Origin of the sequence: Agriterribacter humi (assembly GCF_009192765.1) — a bacterium.
Classification (GTDB): domain Bacteria; phylum Bacteroidota; class Bacteroidia; order Chitinophagales; family Chitinophagaceae; genus Agriterribacter; species Agriterribacter humi.
This window is the reverse complement of sequence record NZ_VOHQ01000008.1, coordinates 1-15,153: the sequence shown is the minus strand read 5'-3', so window position 1 is coordinate 15,153 and position 15,153 is coordinate 1. Positions and strand designations below refer to the sequence as shown.

Here is a 15,153-nt window from a genome sequence, read left to right as displayed (position 1 = left end):
TGGAGGAAAGTGAATTGACTACTTGCGGTGCTGTTGTTGCATCATCAATAGCGATTTCATTCAGCGCCAGGGTCATAGCTAACCCACAACGGCTGTAGGTGAATACCCCGGCGCGAATCAATAGAACCTAGTCCTGAAGTACAAAACGAAATCATATAACCACACTATGAATAGCGCAAATACAACTCACTGCCTACTTTTTCATATATCTCAGCACCAGGGAACCCGGCGCTTGTTTTACTTGCAGTTCAAATCCTTCCATCATTTCTTTGCCGGTTTTGGTAATCGTGCTGTTGTCGTGCAAATTGGTAATGTCGTAGTGGCTATCAGCATCAAGACCTACTAATTTTACCCTTAGCTTTTCATCTTTATTATCCTTTCTCCTAAAGGCTACGACTATACCCGACTGGTCGCCAGCCCTGTTGAGCTGATAAGCCACCCATACATTCATTCCGGTTAAATCACCCAAGCCTGTTAATGGATAATAGTCGGCATAATAATAGGAACGCAGTTCTTTAAACTGTTGTACATATTTACGCATATCTCCAATATTGCCCTGCATACCTGTTAAGTCCCAATTTATCACCATTGCACTACTTAATGCGGAGTGAAAACTGTATTCATCAAAACCAAATACACCAGTGCCGTGCAGTGGCAAATAGAAATTCAAACCATAGGTGTGATTCTGATAACCGTTAGGCTCTCCATATTGGTAATCTGTACGCCATAAAGGCGCACTGCGCGATGTGGTTTCCAAATCGAGCCGGCGCCCGCCACTGGCGCAGTTATCAATCAGCAGGTTGGGAAAGCGGGTCAATAAATAATCCCAATAGGCATATAATCCTTCAATATATCTTATTTCTTTCAGGCCTTTTCTGCCGGCCTCATCGTTGGCTTCCCAGTAGGGAGAGGCGTGCATATTAAAATCCTGCCGGTAATAATCAATGCCGTTCTGCTCTAAAAAATCACCAATATATTTGCTTAACCATTCACGTGCTTCTTTATTGGCAAGGTCAAATAAAAATGTATTGGGGTCATCATTCCGTTTCAGCATCCACTGCGGAAATTGTGTTGCCCAATCTGAATTTTTAATTACCCGTTCCGGTTCAAACCATACCATAAATTTTGCACCCACTTTATGGGCCGCGTCCGATATTGGTTTAAACCCATTTGGGAAACGCGTTGTATCAATCCGCCAGGTGCCCACTTTGTTAGCCCAGTTGGCACCACTAAAATCCGGCCCGCCACTGCCTGCGTACCAGCCTGCATCTAACCAAAATACTTCGGGGGTTATACCAAATTGCTTATAGCGTTTAATAAAAGCGATCGCCATTTCTTCGGTGAGACAGGTATACTCATTGCATGGTGCAGGATCGCCCCATTCAAAACCGCCGGAGAGCGGATATTCGGCAAAACGACCATTGATCTTTGTGCTATGATGCGCCAGTACAAATTGCCTGAATTGATTATGCCCGTTGATGAAATTACTTCCCTGCCAGAACAATAAGGAAATAAGCGGTGTACGGATTGACTCTCCGGGATAAAGGAAAAGATCAAGGTTTTTCATGCCTGCCTGCAGCGTAAACCATTGTTTTTCTTTTTGAGTAATATCTGCGAACCAGGTGCCTGTCCATCCAATTGCAGCAATGACGCCACCTTTACCTTCGGCTTCTATATTGAAAAACGGGAAGGCGGTTTTGTCGGATGATCTTCCACCTTCTGGTTCCAGGTGCCGGGTACTGCCGGTTTGCATAGAAACCTTATGTAAACGGAAATCGTTGATGTTATGATCACTTCCCTCACTTCGGTAGAGATTAAAGGCACTTGTATTGGAATATTGCAGGCTGAGATCAACTGTCTTAATATTGTTTATCTGTGCGCTGTTGCGGCTACCATCGTTCGTGAAATGTAATACCCATTCCACCGATTGAAATTTTTTAAAGCCGGTTGCTTTGCAATCAATCCTCAGTTTACTCACCGGGTCGGTATACGAAATAGTATATTTTATCTCATCAGCATCTGTATTGCTTTCTTTTACTATACTATGCTTCCATTTTTTTATAACCGCAGAGGACGGTTGTCCGTTATATTCAAACGAAAAAGGCGGAAGTTTTCCTTTGGCAAAATTTTTTACAATCCATTGCTCCGCATTCACCACAGCACCTGCTTGTTGTGGTGACTGAGCTAAAAGAAAAAAAGGAATAGCCAATAAGAGAGCCAGGAAAGTAACTACTCTGTTAATCACACGAAAGAGCATACCGAAATTTTAAGATAGACGAAATAAAGAACCAAAATAAATTGTTTTTTTGAGATTTCGCTCCTGCCTATCAGGCAATGCAGTATTTGGAAGAATTGCCCAATCTTCAAATCCTAAATGCCTAAACAGCTTCAAACCTGGTTCATTGTGCGAAAAAATAAAGCCAACAAAATTGAAGTCTGAAAAATATCAGGATCACCGGATATTGCTTACTTTTAAGCGCATGATCATTGTTGATCTTACAAAAAAATCAAGCATTTTTAAATGAACGTACTTGAACGTTTTGCTTCCGTAACCACATTTGCATTTGACATGGATGGTGTGTTAACCGATGGCACCATCTGGGTGTTCCCGGGTAATGATTTTATCCGCCGCATGGATATGAAAGACGGCTACGCGCTTCAACTATCCATAAAAAAGGGATACAGGATAGCGGTAATAACCGGCTCACATTCGTTGCCAATGCAGGAAAGGCTTGCGACTCTGGGTATCACTGATTTTTTTCAACGGGTGCAACATAAAAAAGAGCAACTGGATACATATATTACACAGCACAAGCTTAATAAAGATGAAGTTTTGTATATGGGAGATGATATCCCGGATTACGAAGTAATGCAGTCCGCCGGAATTGGCTGCTGCCCCGCCGATGCCGTTACGGAAATAAAAACAATTGCTGACTATATTTCTCCCTGGGGAGGTGGCCAGGGCTGCGTGAGAGATGTCATTGAAAAAGTACTAAAGCTCAACGGGCATTGGGAAACGGATGCGGGGTGAGGCAGGGAAATGTGAAAATGTGAAGATTTGAAAATGAATTCCTTCCGGTTTCAGAAGTTTTTGGTTTTTTGTTTATCGTTGTATCTGCTAAGTAATAACTACTAACTATAAACTTCCAAACCATAAACTATCCAAACGTCTCCACTCCCAATTCCGGGTTTCCGGCTTCGTGCTTTATTTACCTATCTTAGCAGCTACTTTAAATGTAGTTGCTATGGCTGCACGTACAGACCAGTTTACCAGTCCTGATTATTTGCAATTAGACGATCTCCTTACAGAAGAGCAAAAGCTGATCCGGGAGAGTGTAAGAGCTTATGTAAAAAAAGAAATTTCTCCTATTATTGAAGACTATGCTCAAAAAGCAAGTTTTCCCGTGCATATTGTAAAACAATTGGGCGATCTGGGTTGCTTTGGTCCAACCATTCCTGCAGCTTACGGTGGCGGCGGTCTTGATTATATTAGCTATGGACTGATGATGCAGGAATTAGAAAGAGGCGACAGCGGTGTACGTTCCACCGCTTCGGTGCAGGGCAGTTTGGTAATGTTCCCCATTTACGAATATGGAAGCGAGGATCAGCGAAAAAAATATTTGCCCAAGTTGGCCAGTGGCGAATGGCTGGGATGCTTTGGTTTAACGGAGCCTGATCATGGATCAGATCCTGCCGGTATGCTTACCCGTTTTACTGATGCCGGCGATCATGTTATATTAAACGGGGCTAAAATGTGGATCAGCAATGCACCCCATGCACAGGTAGCCGTTGTGTGGGCAAAAGACTGGAATGGCGATATTCGCGGTCTCATTGTAGAAAGAGGCATGGAAGGATTTAGTACACCCACTACCCATGGTAAATGGAGCCTGCGGGCATCTGCTACCGGCGAATTGGTTTTTGACAATGTAAAAGTGCCCAAAGAAAATATTCTGCCCAATGCCAAAGGATTAAAGAGTCCTCTTGGCTGTTTAACCAAAGCGCGGTTTGGTATTGCATGGGGCACTATTGGAGCCGCCATGGATTGTTACGATACCGCATTAAGATATGCTAAAGAAAGAATTCAGTTTGATCGCCCGGTTGGTGGCTTTCAATTGCAGCAGAAAAAACTGGCCGAAATGATCACGGAGATCACCAAAGCCCAATTGCTGAACTGGAGAGTAGCGGTACTGATGAATGAAGGAAAGGCAACACCGCAGCAGGTGAGTATGGCCAAACGCAACGCCTGCGAAGTAGCCACCAATATATGCCGCGATGCCCGGCAAATGCTGGGCGGCATGGGTATTACGGGTGAATATTCCGTAATGCGCCATATGATGAACCTTGAAAGCGTGATCACTTATGAAGGAACACACGATATACATTTACTTATTACAGGTATGGATATAACAGGTTTGAACGCATTTAAGTGAAATCAAAAATTATGAAAACTTTTCTCCTGGGCTTTATGGGAACGGGCAAAACCTATTGGGGACGGCTTTGGGCAGCACAACAAAACCTGCGCTTTTTTGACTTAGACACCGAAATAGAAAAACATACCGGGTTAACCATTCCACAAATATTTGAACAACACGGCGAAACTTTTTTTCGGGAACTGGAGCGGGAAAGGCTTCATAGTTTTGACAAAGAAGATGATTTTATTCTTTCTGCCGGTGGAGGCACACCTTGCTTTTACAACAATATGCAATGGATGAATGAAAATGGATTGACCATATATTTAGATACGCCATTGGCGGTATTGAAAGATAGATTATTGAAGGAAAAAATGCACCGCCCGCTGATCAAACAATTAGATGAGCAGGGGATTGAACACTTTATTGAAACCAGCATCCAAAAAAGGAAGGAATATTACCAGCAGGCACATATAATATTGTCTACAGAATCCATTTCAGATATTACCTTTGGCGAAATCAAACGGAAATATGTCTAAACGATTTATCCAATATGCCGCCATCCTTGGAGCGCTTAGTGTTGCATTGGGTGCATTTGGAGCGCATGCCCTGAAACAAATAGTTGAAGCCGATGCGGTTGCCACTTTTGAAACCGGCGTGAGATACCAGTTCTATCATACTTTCGCTTTACTGGCCATTGGTATTCTATACAGAAGAATGCCCGGAAAAATTATGGAATGGGCAGGCATCTTTTTTATTTCAGGAATTGTATTATTCAGCGGCTCCTTATACCTGTTGACCTACTTAAACGCCACCGAAACAGTAGGGCTTAAAGGTGTAGGCGCCATTACTCCATTAGGTGGACTTTGCTTTATTGCGGGATGGATATGCCTGTTGATTCAAAGTTTAAAACCCAGTATGCACCACCAAAGAAGTAAAGCACCGGATGCTTAACAGAATGATTAATAGTAGTTATACTCAGTAATCGGTAAATGTTACAGTTTTCAAGTCTCAGGGAAGAGGATTTGTAGTTTATGGTTTGTAGTTTATAGTTTGCACACCTTAGAACTTCTATCCTGTACCCTTTGCAACTTGCACCTTGTACCTTGCAACACAAACACCTTATCTTTGTCTATCTTTAACCATAGGTTTGAAGTTACATGGCTAATAAATTAAAAAACAATAAGTCCAAATCCCCTGATCCTGAAAAACTAACCAGCGACAAAACCGAAAAGGTTAAAGTAAAAGAGTTGGTGAAGGATGAACGCACCCATAAAATAATGGGAAGCATACTACTGCTTACGGCATTTTTTCTTTTTATAGCATTCACTTCTTACATATTTACCTGGCGCCAGGACCAGGACAAAGTATTCCAGGGTTTTTCAGCATTCTTATTTGGCGATGATATAAAAGCGGCCAACCTGCTTGGCCGTATAGGCGCTTATATATCCCACATATTTTTTTACAAGGGCTTTGGCTTATCATCCTATCTTTTTTGCATTTTCTTTTTTATTATGGGCGTGAACCTGCTGTTCGGCGAAAGAATTTTTTCACCGTGGCGCAATTTCAGGTATATCGTAGTGGGGCTGATATTTTTCAGCACCGCCCTGGCTTTCATTACACAGGGCAATGGTTTTCCGTGGGGGGGAGAAACAGGTAATATAACCAGCAACTGGCTGAGTGGCCTACTGGGAAAAATTGGCACTGCAGCCCTTTTACTGGTTGGCGGCTTTTCTTATTTTATATGGCGATTTAACCCATCCTTCTCTCTGCCGGCCAAAAAACAAAAATATAAAGGCCAAAACGGAAACAGCAAACTTGTACCGGTGGATAATTCTTTTACCGAAGAAGCCAAACTGTTTACAGAAGAAAACATCATTAAAGACCCCCAGGGCAATACCCTGAAACATCATGGCGGCGTTGTGGTTATCAATCCACCGGGCATAGATGAATCCGGTGAAAAAATAGTGTTGTCAGAAACCAGCCACGAACCGCAAACCACCATCATTCCCAAGTCACGGAAAAAAACAGCAGAAGAGCTGGAATTACAGATCAACGCGTTAAAAATTGCTGAAGAGCCCGATGACACTGACCCGGCTGATGAAGAAGAAACGCCTGTAAAAAAAGTGCAGAACCTGCCGCCCTATGATCCTGTTCTTGATTTGAAAGATTACAAATATCCATCACTCGATTTGCTGGAAACCCATGGAAGTGAAAAAATTGTACTGGATGCTTCTGAACTGGAAGCGAACAAGCACCAGATCATCAATACGCTGAAAAACTATGACATTGATATCCGGCAGATATCCGCTACAGTAGGCCCCACCGTTACCTTGTATGAAATTGTTCCTGCGGCAGGCGTTCGTATTTCACGCATAAAAAATCTCGAAGATGATATTGCTTTAAGCCTTGCAGCCTTAGGCATACGCATCATCGCTCCTATTCCCGGAAAAGGCACTATAGGCATTGAAGTACCCAATGTTAAAAAGTCTATCGTAAGTATGAAGGGACTTTTATCATCGGAGAAATTTCAACAGAACAAGTTCTCACTACCCATAGCTTTGGGCAAAAAAATAGACAACGAACATTTTATTGTTGACCTCGCTACCATGCCTCACCTGTTAATGGCCGGTGCTACAGGCCAGGGTAAATCGGTAGGCATTAACGCCATACTGGTATCGCTTTTATATAAGAAACATCCGTCGCAGCTTAAATTGGTGATGGTAGATCCCAAAAAAGTGGAGCTAAGTTTATACCGGGTAATTGAAAAACATTTCCTGGCCAAACTACCTGGTGAAGAAGAATCTATTATTACCGATACCAAAAAAGTGGTGCATTCGCTGAACGCCCTGTGTATTGAAATGGATAACCGCTACGATTTGCTTAAAGAAGCAGGTTGCCGGAATATAAGAGAGTACAATGAAAAATTTGTAGCCCGGAGGCTTAATCCCGAAAAAGGTCACCAGTTTTTACCTTTTATCGTTCTGGTAATTGATGAGTTTGCCGATCTGATCATGACGGCAGGCAAAGAAATTGAAATGCCTATTGCGCGTTTAGCACAATTGGCCAGGGCGGTTGGTATTCACCTTATCATTGCCACACAGCGCCCTTCGGTTAATATTATTACGGGAACCATTAAAGCCAATTTCCCGGCCAGGGTAGCCTTTAAGGTTTCTTCCAAAATTGATTCCCGCACTATTTTAGATACCGGTGGTGCAGAGCAGTTAATAGGCCGTGGTGATATGCTGGTATCCTATAATGGCGAAGTAACGAGGGTACAGTGCGCTTTTGTGGATACACCGGAAGTAGAAAAAGTTGTTGAATTTATAGGTGAACAAAGAGGGTATCCACAGCCCTTTTATTTGCCGGAATATATTGATGAAAAGGAGTTGGAAGGCAAAGATTTCGATTCAGGGAACCGCGATCCTTTGTTTGAAGAGGCCGCCCGGCTTATTGTTCAAAGCCAGATTGGATCCACTTCATTATTGCAACGCCGCATGAAATTGGGATATAACCGCGCAGGCCGTTTAATGGATCAATTGGAATCGGCAGGTATTGTAGGACCCAACCAGGGCAGCAAGGCAAGAGATGTGATATATAAAACGGAAATGGAATTGGAAGAATTTTTGCAGGGTTTATAAAATAAACACAGCAATAGCGGTGTCATATTAAACTATGTAGCTGTTGCCATAGTCTTTGAAATAACTATCTTTGCGCACCAATAAAAAAACGAATGAAAGGAATATTAACTATAACCGTACTATTGGCTATGTTCTCCATTTCAGGATTAGCACAAAATTCCGTTAAAAACCTGGGGACCAATGATCCGGATGCTAAAAAAATATTAGACGGTGCAACCGCTAAGTTTAAAACCTATAATACTGTTAAGGCAGATTTTGTGTTGCAAATTGAAAATGCCGCAGGACAGATCCAGGGAACCAAAAAAGGAACTGCCTACATGAAGGGCGATCAATATAAAGTAGAATTAACCGACCAGGAAATTTTTTGTAATGGGCAGAAAATGTGGACTTATGATAAAAACGCTAATGAGGTCCAGGTGAGTAAATTCGACCCCGGTGGCAGCAGTTTCACTCCTCAAAAGATATTCACAAATTTTTATGAAAAAGATTTTCTGTATAAGCTAAACGGTGAAAAAAAAGAAGGGAAAAAAACATTACAGGAAATAGAACTGACTCCTACTGATAAAAATAAGGCGTTTTTTAAAATACTGGTATTTGTAGACAAGGCTACAAAAAATATTGTATCAACCCGGCTGTTTGAAAAAAATGGCAACCGCTATGCCTATAAAGTTTCCAGCTTTATTCCCAATACGAAAATAGACAACAGCTTTTTTGTTTTTAATACTGCCAAACACCCCGATGTTGAAGTGATAGATTTGCAGTGAGGGATAGAGGTTACAGGGTACAAGTTTCAACCGTTTAATAACGGTAAAAATTGCAATCCGCTTCATCACAAATCAATTTACGCAGGGTTTTGTCCTGTAGCAGTGTTTTATAATCCATCCACTTTCCATTTACTTTTATTTTATGGTAAACAAGCCGTATGCCGTGGCTATAATCAACATACCAGTTTACATGGCCTGTATATAAAGGTTGTATAGGGTTGCCATTGAATAAATGCCATCCGTAGATAGCCACCCGGTTGGGTTTATTATCCTTTACAATTTTTTCACTGATCACCACATCCTTTTTAATACCTGCAATGAGTCCTTTTTTCCCTTTGCGCTGACCTTCAATAATAAGGTGATGCTGCCACATTGTTACCGTGCTGTCGCGAAATGCATACATGGGAACGGGAGCCAATTTAACCGCAGCAGCTTTATAAATTTCATTGACCATTTTGCGGGTAGGCAAAAAACAATGAAGTGTATCCGCTATTTTTTGTGCGGCCATTGGAGTTAGTGGTACGCGTGCCCAATCCGCATCATTACCTATGCTCAGGTAATCGGGTGAAACATAATAAACCGCATTGATATTTTTGCCTTCTGCAGAAGTGATTGTTGCATGAACCGGTACAAACCATTTCAAAAAAGAGGGCATATTGCCTTCAAGCAAAACTTTTACAGCCAGAGAATCTCTTTGATGCCAGTTACACGATGCACATTGCATATAAAATGCACTGCCCGTTATTGGATTTTGCAAAGCCGGCACCTGTATTTTTTTATAAGAATGGCAGGAAGCCAATAAGCAGGAAATAAAAAATAGTCGCCACATTGTTTTTATGGATGACCGTGTGCAGGGTCCGCGTCATTTGCGCCCCAACGGAATGAAGCAATAGTAAATCCGCTAAGATCAAGTACCCTGTCTACTACGGTGGCAGCTACCGCTTCAATGGTTTGAGGGCGGCTATAAAAAGAAGGTGTAGCAGGGCAAATAATGCCTCCGGCTACCGTAACCGTTTCCATATTACGGATATGAATAAGATTATACGGCGTGTCTCTTACCACACAAATCAATTTTCTTCTTTCTTTTAGTATTACATCAGCAGCTCTTGTGATCAGGTCATTTGAAACACCTGTGGCTATTCTCCCCAAAGTGCCAATAGAGCAGGGAATAATGATCATAGTATCAAATTGGCCTGAACCAGACGCAAAAGGGGCGTTAAAATCATTTTTTCCATAAATATTAACAGCATATTTATTGAAGGAATCATCGCCGAGTTCCGTTTTCCATACCTGTTTGGCATTGTCTGTAATTACCAGTGCAAGCTCATTCCATTGTTCGGGTATGGCCAATAATTTATCAACCAGTTGACGGGCATATAAAGATCCGCTGGCGCCGGTAACTGCAATAACAATTTTTCGCTTCAATTGTGAGTTATATTTGTATAAATAAATAAATAAATCAAATGCAAATATCCGGCATTTTCCTTTGCATTGGCATAAGTGCCTTCCTCTGTGGCATGAAAACACCTGCAGGTATTCCTTTCAATTATACAGATACGACTATAATCAGCTCCAAAAAAAATGAAAAGCTGCAATGGTTAACCCTTGCTGAAGCGGAAGCAAAAATTGCTTCTCAAAAAAAAGCCATTATAATAGACCTGTATACAGACTGGTGCGGCTGGTGCAAGGTAATGGATAAGAACACCTATACAAACCCCCATGTTGTTCAATATATTCACAACAAATTTTACCCCGTAAAATTAAATGCAGAAACGAAGGAAATACTTACCTGGCGTGGAAAGCAATTTAAATACAACGAAAATTACAGAGTAAATGATTACGCTATCCTGTTAACCGGCGGGCAACTTTCATATCCTTCCACGGTTATTTTGCCAGCCGATGGTTCGGCGCCACAGGTAATTCCCGGGTATTTAAAAACACCTGAAATGGAACTTATTTTAAAATATTTTGGCGAGGGGCATTACGGTAAAACGCCGTTCGAAGCATACAGGAAAGATTTTCTGCAAACCTGGAAATAATTTTTTTATTCGCAACAATATAAGAATCAGCTATATCGTTATATGTCTGGTTTTTCATAGGATATTGGATTTAAAACGGGGCAGGATTTCTATCCAGCCCTTTTTTATTGTTTCGCCAGGGTTACCCCCGATCTTTTCTCTTTCCCCTCAACACATCATGATTTAATCCTATACCAAGCCCTCATTCTACAATTAATTTACTTTTTAAAAATAAAATCAATGTATTGTGCAACGTTTGTTACATAATACTGGTCTCATTATTGGTTTTTCATAGGATATTGGATTTAGAAACGGGGCAGGATGTCTATCCAGCCCTTTATTTTTTATATGATCTCCTTTTAAAATATTCTTCTCTGCAAATTCTTCATGATATTGATTCCCAATATTATTACAACAAAAAAGCAATGGCTTTCCGGATACTATGATTAGAAAAGAAAAAAAAATTACGTCGTATAAATACTAAAATTAAAAAAACGATTTATATTCGGCTTTTCATAGGATAAGGTTTAATGGTTAACGGTTAAAAGATTAGTGCCCCTCCCCCGATTTATCGGGAGGGGGTTTTTTATAGCATTTCGAGAGCCGTTACAGCGTTTCCTTTTTTATGAGCATGTAATTTTATTTTTGAATAACACCAGCACCACATGCACACATGTACAGCGATCTTCTCTATCATATCGCGCTAACCATGGTTCCCCATATTGGTGATGTACATGCAAAAGAGTTGCTACAGCATTTTGGCAGTGCAGAGAAAGTTTTTGCCGCACGTAAATCCCACCTTGACAAATTTCCCGGAATAGGTATTGTCCGGTCAAAAAGCATAAAAACATTTAACGCCTTTAAAAGGGCGGAAGAAGAACTCCGTTTTATTGAGAAATACAAAATAACAGTACTTACACAATCGGATACAGCATACCCGAAACATTTGTTGAATTGTTATGATGCGCCTTCCCTTTTATATTATAAGGGAAACGCCAATCTCAACCACGATAAAGTGGTGGCTGTTATCGGTACCCGCAATCATACTGATTATGGTAAAGAAATGACTTGCAAAATAATTGAAGACCTGGCTCAAAATAGTGTGCTTGTTGTAAGCGGACTGGCTTACGGCATAGATGCTTTAGCGCACAAAGCCTCATTAAAAAACAAATTATTTACTATTGGGGTACTCGCTCATGGGCTTGACCGTATTTATCCTGCCGCCAATAAAGTGCTTGCAAAAGAAATGACTGCGAACGGTGGGTTACTTACAGATTTTATGTCGGGCACCAAACCGGATAAACAAAATTTTCCGAAAAGAAACCGCATTGTGGCAGGCATTGCCGATGCTACCGTTGTTATTGAAACCAATATCAACGGAGGCAGTATGATAACAGCGGAACTGGCTAACAATTATAATAAGGATGTGTTTGCCTTGCCTGGTAAGGCAACAGATATCAAAAGCTCCGGCTGCAATTATTTGATCAGAAGCAATAAAGCAGCTTTAATTACATCAGGAAAAGATATTCTTGAATTCATGAACTGGTCCGGCGTTCCTGAAAAGAAAAAGGCCACGCAAAAAGAATTGTTTATAGAACTAACACCTCATGAAAAAACCATCTTAACAATCATTGAAGAAAAAGAAACCGCTTCCATTGATGAGATCACTCCCGGTTGTGATTTCAGCAGCAGTATAATTGCCGCAGCCATATTAAACCTTGAGTTACAGGGTATAATAGCCTGTCTGCCGGGGAAAATATATAAGCTTTTATAAGAGGCCCCTGAAATGAATGGCTATACATAACATAAGAAGCTGTTTAAAATAGAGTTTCCGGACAGCATATTCATTTCTGCATTGAAGAAACAAAATACGGGAACAGATGCACTAACCATTATTCATAGCTTAATCTGCGAATCTGCGGCGAAAAGAAGGTCTCTGTGTATAGCATTTTCAAGAATCTGTTAAACGCATATCCAACGCCTTGCATCAAACCATACTGCCGGCATTGCGCTGCGGCAATACAAGTGTTTTGCAACAAAATTTGGAAGCTATTTATCCTCTCCCCTATCTTTGCACATGGCAACAATAATCAACTCCGCTAAAGACAAATTCCCTCAAAAATTTTTTGGTGAAGGTTTAACCTTCGATGATGTGCTGCTTATGCCGGCTTATTCGCAGGTACTTCCGCGCGATGTAGACATCAGTACAAAGCTCACCAAAAGCATTGCTCTGAATACGCCCCTGCTTTCTGCCGCTATGGATACCGTAACAGAAGCTGATCTTGCCATAGCATTGGCCAGGGAAGGAGGTTTGGGTATTCTTCATAAGAACATGACAATTGAAAGACAGGCCGAACAGGTGCGAAAAGTAAAACGCAGCGAAAGCGGACTGATCCTTGATCCTATAACCCTGCATGTAGATGCCACTATTGGCGATGCATTGAAACTGATGCGGGAAAACAAAATAGGCGGAATACCCATTGTAGATGTGAATAAGAAATTAGTAGGCATCCTTACCAACCGTGACCTGCGTTTTGAAACCTCTCTGAAGAAAAAGGTGAGTGAAGTAATGACAACGGAAAATCTTATTACCGCACCAGAAGGAACAGACCTTGCCAAAGCTAAAAAAATACTCAGCCAGTATAAAATTGAAAAACTGCCTGTGGTTAATAAAAACGGGCAATTAACAGGGCTGGTTACATATCGTGATATTTTGCAATTGCAAAGTCATCCTAATGCCGTAAAAGACAGTTTTGGCCGTTTGCTTACCGGCGCAGCCCTGGGTATAACCGCCGACCTGATGGACAGAGCGGCTGCTTTACAGCAAATAGGCGTAGACATTGTATGTTTAGACAGTGCGCACGGGCATAGTGAAAAAGTTATTGAATCGCTGAAAAAGCTGAAAAAGAATTTTAAAAAACTACAGGTCATTGCCGGGAATATTGGAACAGCGGCAGGCGCCAAAGCCCTGGCTGAAGCAGGTGCAGATGCTGTAAAAGTAGGTATTGGCCCGGGTTCTATATGCACCACCCGAATTGTTGCCGGCGCGGGCGTTCCCCAAATTACGGCTATTATGGAAGCGGCTTCCGTACTTCATAAATTAAATATACCGCTCATAGCCGATGGCGGCATACGTTATACAGGAGATATGGTAAAGGCACTGGCAGCAGGCGCCAATGTGGTGATGATGGGAAGTGTTTTTGCAGGAACCGAGGAAAGTCCTGGTGATACGATTATATATGAAGGCAGAAAATTTAAGCAATACAGGGGGATGGGTTCTTTGGGCGCGATGGGACAGGGAAGCGGCGACCGCTATTTCCAGGATGTGGAGGATGACGTTAAGAAATACGTACCCGAAGGCATTGAAGGACGCGTGGCATTTAAAGGCAACCTGAGTGAGATCGTATACCAGTATACAGGCGGATTAAGATCGGGAATGGGTTACTGCGGAGCCGCCAGTATTGCAGCATTGCAAAAAGCACAGTTCATTAAAATAACCAATGCCGGCATGAATGAAAGTCATGCCCACGATATAGAAATTACCAGGGAAGCTCCCAACTATACCAGGTAAATCCTGGGAAATGCGACATTCGCGCCAATACCTGAACCGTAGATATTGGGCTATGAACATTATAACGCATCTTAAATGAATAGTGCAATGGCTTTTCCGCGCAAGGGTATCTACAACGCTCAAGCCCTGTTAACCATCCGTTAACCAAACTCTTTATTTTTGAGAGTATAATTTTTCTTCCCGTTTTCTCCACAACTGTAATGAAACAGGAGGGTGCATATTACCGGGATTTTACAGAAGAAGAATTTGCTGCGGATGAATATTTCCAGCAATGGGTGCTGCTGCCCGATGATGAAGCCGAACTATATTGGAAATCCTATGCTCAAAATCATCCCGCACAGCAAATAGCTATTAACAATGCTTTTAAGCTTGTTCAACATTTGGCTGAAACCGGGTTTCATATCCCCTTTTTATCGCAGGGCGAAAAGCAGGTATTAAGGCATAATATTTTTCAGCAGATCAGCTTACCTGGTAATGCTGCCGTAGCAGATCTGCCCCGTAAAAAAATAAAATGGTGGGTATTAGCCGCAGCAGTCATAGTTTCACTTGTCACCGTAAGCATTTTCTCTCCATTCCACACTCCTGAACAAACAGCAGCAGTAGCCATGGCATCGCACAAAACTGGCTTAAGACAAGTGAAAGAAATTATGTTGCCCGACAGTTCGGTAGTGGTACTCAATGGCAATTCTTCCCTGCGGTATAACAGCGATTTTGCAACAGCTTCTGTAAGAGAAATTTTCCTGCAAGGCA

13 protein-coding genes are annotated in these 15,153 nt (G+C 41.7%); 10 read left to right on the top strand and 3 right to left on the bottom strand.

The window, feature by feature from the left end:
- Nucleotides 1-193 precede the first annotated feature (193 nt).
- Nucleotides 194-2,257 (bottom strand): glycoside hydrolase family 36 protein, encoded by a 2,064-nt coding sequence (locus tag FRX45_RS14170; RefSeq protein WP_152269103.1) that lies wholly within the window; start codon nt 2,255-2,257, stop codon nt 194-196.
- 264 nt (nt 2,258-2,521) lie between these two features.
- On the opposite strand from FRX45_RS14170, the gene FRX45_RS14165 reads away from it, so the two are divergent.
- From FRX45_RS14165 to FRX45_RS14140, 6 genes are all read left to right on the top strand, one after another.
- Nucleotides 2,522-3,031 carry a KdsC family phosphatase gene (locus FRX45_RS14165; RefSeq protein WP_152269102.1) on the top strand — a complete coding sequence of 170 codons (510 nt, stop codon included), beginning with the start codon at nt 2,522-2,524 and terminating at the stop codon, nt 3,029-3,031.
- A 214-nt stretch (nt 3,032-3,245) separates the two neighbouring features.
- On the top strand, nt 3,246-4,430 hold the full coding sequence (locus FRX45_RS14160) for an acyl-CoA dehydrogenase family protein (RefSeq protein ID WP_152269101.1): 1,185 nt from the start codon (nt 3,246-3,248) through the stop codon (nt 4,428-4,430).
- Nucleotides 4,431-4,441: 11 nt separating this feature from the next.
- Nucleotides 4,442-4,948 carry a shikimate kinase gene (locus FRX45_RS14155; protein ID WP_152269100.1) on the top strand — a complete coding sequence of 169 codons (507 nt, stop codon included), beginning with the start codon at nt 4,442-4,444 and terminating at the stop codon, nt 4,946-4,948.
- Nucleotides 4,941-5,363: a DUF423 domain-containing protein gene (locus FRX45_RS14150; protein ID WP_152269099.1), complete on the top strand. Its 423-nt coding sequence runs from the start codon at nt 4,941-4,943 to the stop codon at nt 5,361-5,363. Before FRX45_RS14155 ends, FRX45_RS14150 begins: the two co-directional genes overlap by 8 nt.
- A gap of 206 nt (nt 5,364-5,569) precedes the next feature.
- Entirely contained in the window at nt 5,570-8,050 is a 2,481-nt protein-coding gene (locus tag FRX45_RS14145) for an FtsK/SpoIIIE family DNA translocase (RefSeq protein ID WP_152269098.1), read from the top strand.
- A gap of 92 nt (nt 8,051-8,142) precedes the next feature.
- A complete protein-coding gene (locus FRX45_RS14140) occupies nt 8,143-8,814 on the top strand; it encodes a LolA family protein (RefSeq protein ID WP_152269097.1) in 672 nt (223 codons plus the stop codon).
- 34 nt (nt 8,815-8,848) lie between these two features.
- Here the strand turns inward: FRX45_RS14140 and FRX45_RS14135 are convergent, their stop codons facing one another.
- Both FRX45_RS14135 and FRX45_RS14130 read right to left on the bottom strand, forming a co-directional pair.
- Complete coding sequence (locus tag FRX45_RS14135; protein ID WP_152269096.1) at nt 8,849-9,643, bottom strand: hypothetical protein; 795 nt, start codon at nt 9,641-9,643, stop codon at nt 8,849-8,851.
- Between the two features lie 5 nt (nt 9,644-9,648).
- On the bottom strand, nt 9,649-10,239 hold the full coding sequence (locus FRX45_RS14130; RefSeq protein ID WP_152269095.1) for a UbiX family flavin prenyltransferase: 591 nt from the start codon (nt 10,237-10,239) through the stop codon (nt 9,649-9,651).
- A gap of 38 nt (nt 10,240-10,277) precedes the next feature.
- On the opposite strand from FRX45_RS14130, the gene FRX45_RS14125 reads away from it, so the two are divergent.
- The 4 genes from FRX45_RS14125 to FRX45_RS14110 all read left to right on the top strand — a co-directional run.
- A complete protein-coding gene (locus FRX45_RS14125; RefSeq protein ID WP_226805384.1) occupies nt 10,278-10,853 on the top strand; it encodes a thioredoxin family protein in 576 nt (191 codons plus the stop codon).
- Between the two features lie 652 nt (nt 10,854-11,505).
- Nucleotides 11,506-12,606: a DNA-processing protein DprA gene (dprA, locus tag FRX45_RS14120; RefSeq protein ID WP_152269094.1), complete on the top strand. Its 1,101-nt coding sequence runs from the start codon at nt 11,506-11,508 to the stop codon at nt 12,604-12,606.
- 303 nt (nt 12,607-12,909) lie between these two features.
- Nucleotides 12,910-14,403 carry an IMP dehydrogenase gene (guaB, locus tag FRX45_RS14115; RefSeq protein WP_152269093.1) on the top strand — a complete coding sequence of 498 codons (1,494 nt, stop codon included), beginning with the start codon at nt 12,910-12,912 and terminating at the stop codon, nt 14,401-14,403.
- A 200-nt stretch (nt 14,404-14,603) separates the two neighbouring features.
- Nucleotides 14,604-15,153: FecR family protein (locus FRX45_RS14110; RefSeq protein ID WP_152269092.1), on the top strand; the 550-nt coding region annotated here is incomplete at its 3' end.

What these genes read in the sequence shown, in the direction of transcription:
- FRX45_RS14170 (WP_152269103.1), bottom strand. Translation starts at nt 2,257, where the DNA reads ATGCTCTTTCGTGTGATTAACAGAGTAGTTACTTTCCTGGCTCTCTTA.
- FRX45_RS14135 (WP_152269096.1), bottom strand. Translation starts at nt 9,643, where the DNA reads ATGTGGCGACTATTTTTTATTTCCTGCTTATTGGCTTCCTGCCATTCT.
- FRX45_RS14150 (WP_152269099.1), top strand. Translation starts at nt 4,941, where the DNA reads ATGTCTAAACGATTTATCCAATATGCCGCCATCCTTGGAGCGCTTAGT.
- FRX45_RS14155 (WP_152269100.1), top strand. Translation starts at nt 4,442, where the DNA reads ATGAAAACTTTTCTCCTGGGCTTTATGGGAACGGGCAAAACCTATTGG.
- FRX45_RS14165 (WP_152269102.1), top strand. Translation starts at nt 2,522, where the DNA reads ATGAACGTACTTGAACGTTTTGCTTCCGTAACCACATTTGCATTTGAC.
- FRX45_RS14145 (WP_152269098.1), top strand. Translation starts at nt 5,570, where the DNA reads ATGGCTAATAAATTAAAAAACAATAAGTCCAAATCCCCTGATCCTGAA.
- FRX45_RS14140 (WP_152269097.1), top strand. Translation starts at nt 8,143, where the DNA reads ATGAAAGGAATATTAACTATAACCGTACTATTGGCTATGTTCTCCATT.
- dprA (WP_152269094.1), top strand. Translation starts at nt 11,506, where the DNA reads ATGTACAGCGATCTTCTCTATCATATCGCGCTAACCATGGTTCCCCAT.
- guaB (WP_152269093.1), top strand. Translation starts at nt 12,910, where the DNA reads ATGGCAACAATAATCAACTCCGCTAAAGACAAATTCCCTCAAAAATTT.
- FRX45_RS14160 (WP_152269101.1), top strand. Translation starts at nt 3,246, where the DNA reads ATGGCTGCACGTACAGACCAGTTTACCAGTCCTGATTATTTGCAATTA.
- FRX45_RS14125 (WP_226805384.1), top strand. Translation starts at nt 10,278, where the DNA reads ATGCAAATATCCGGCATTTTCCTTTGCATTGGCATAAGTGCCTTCCTC.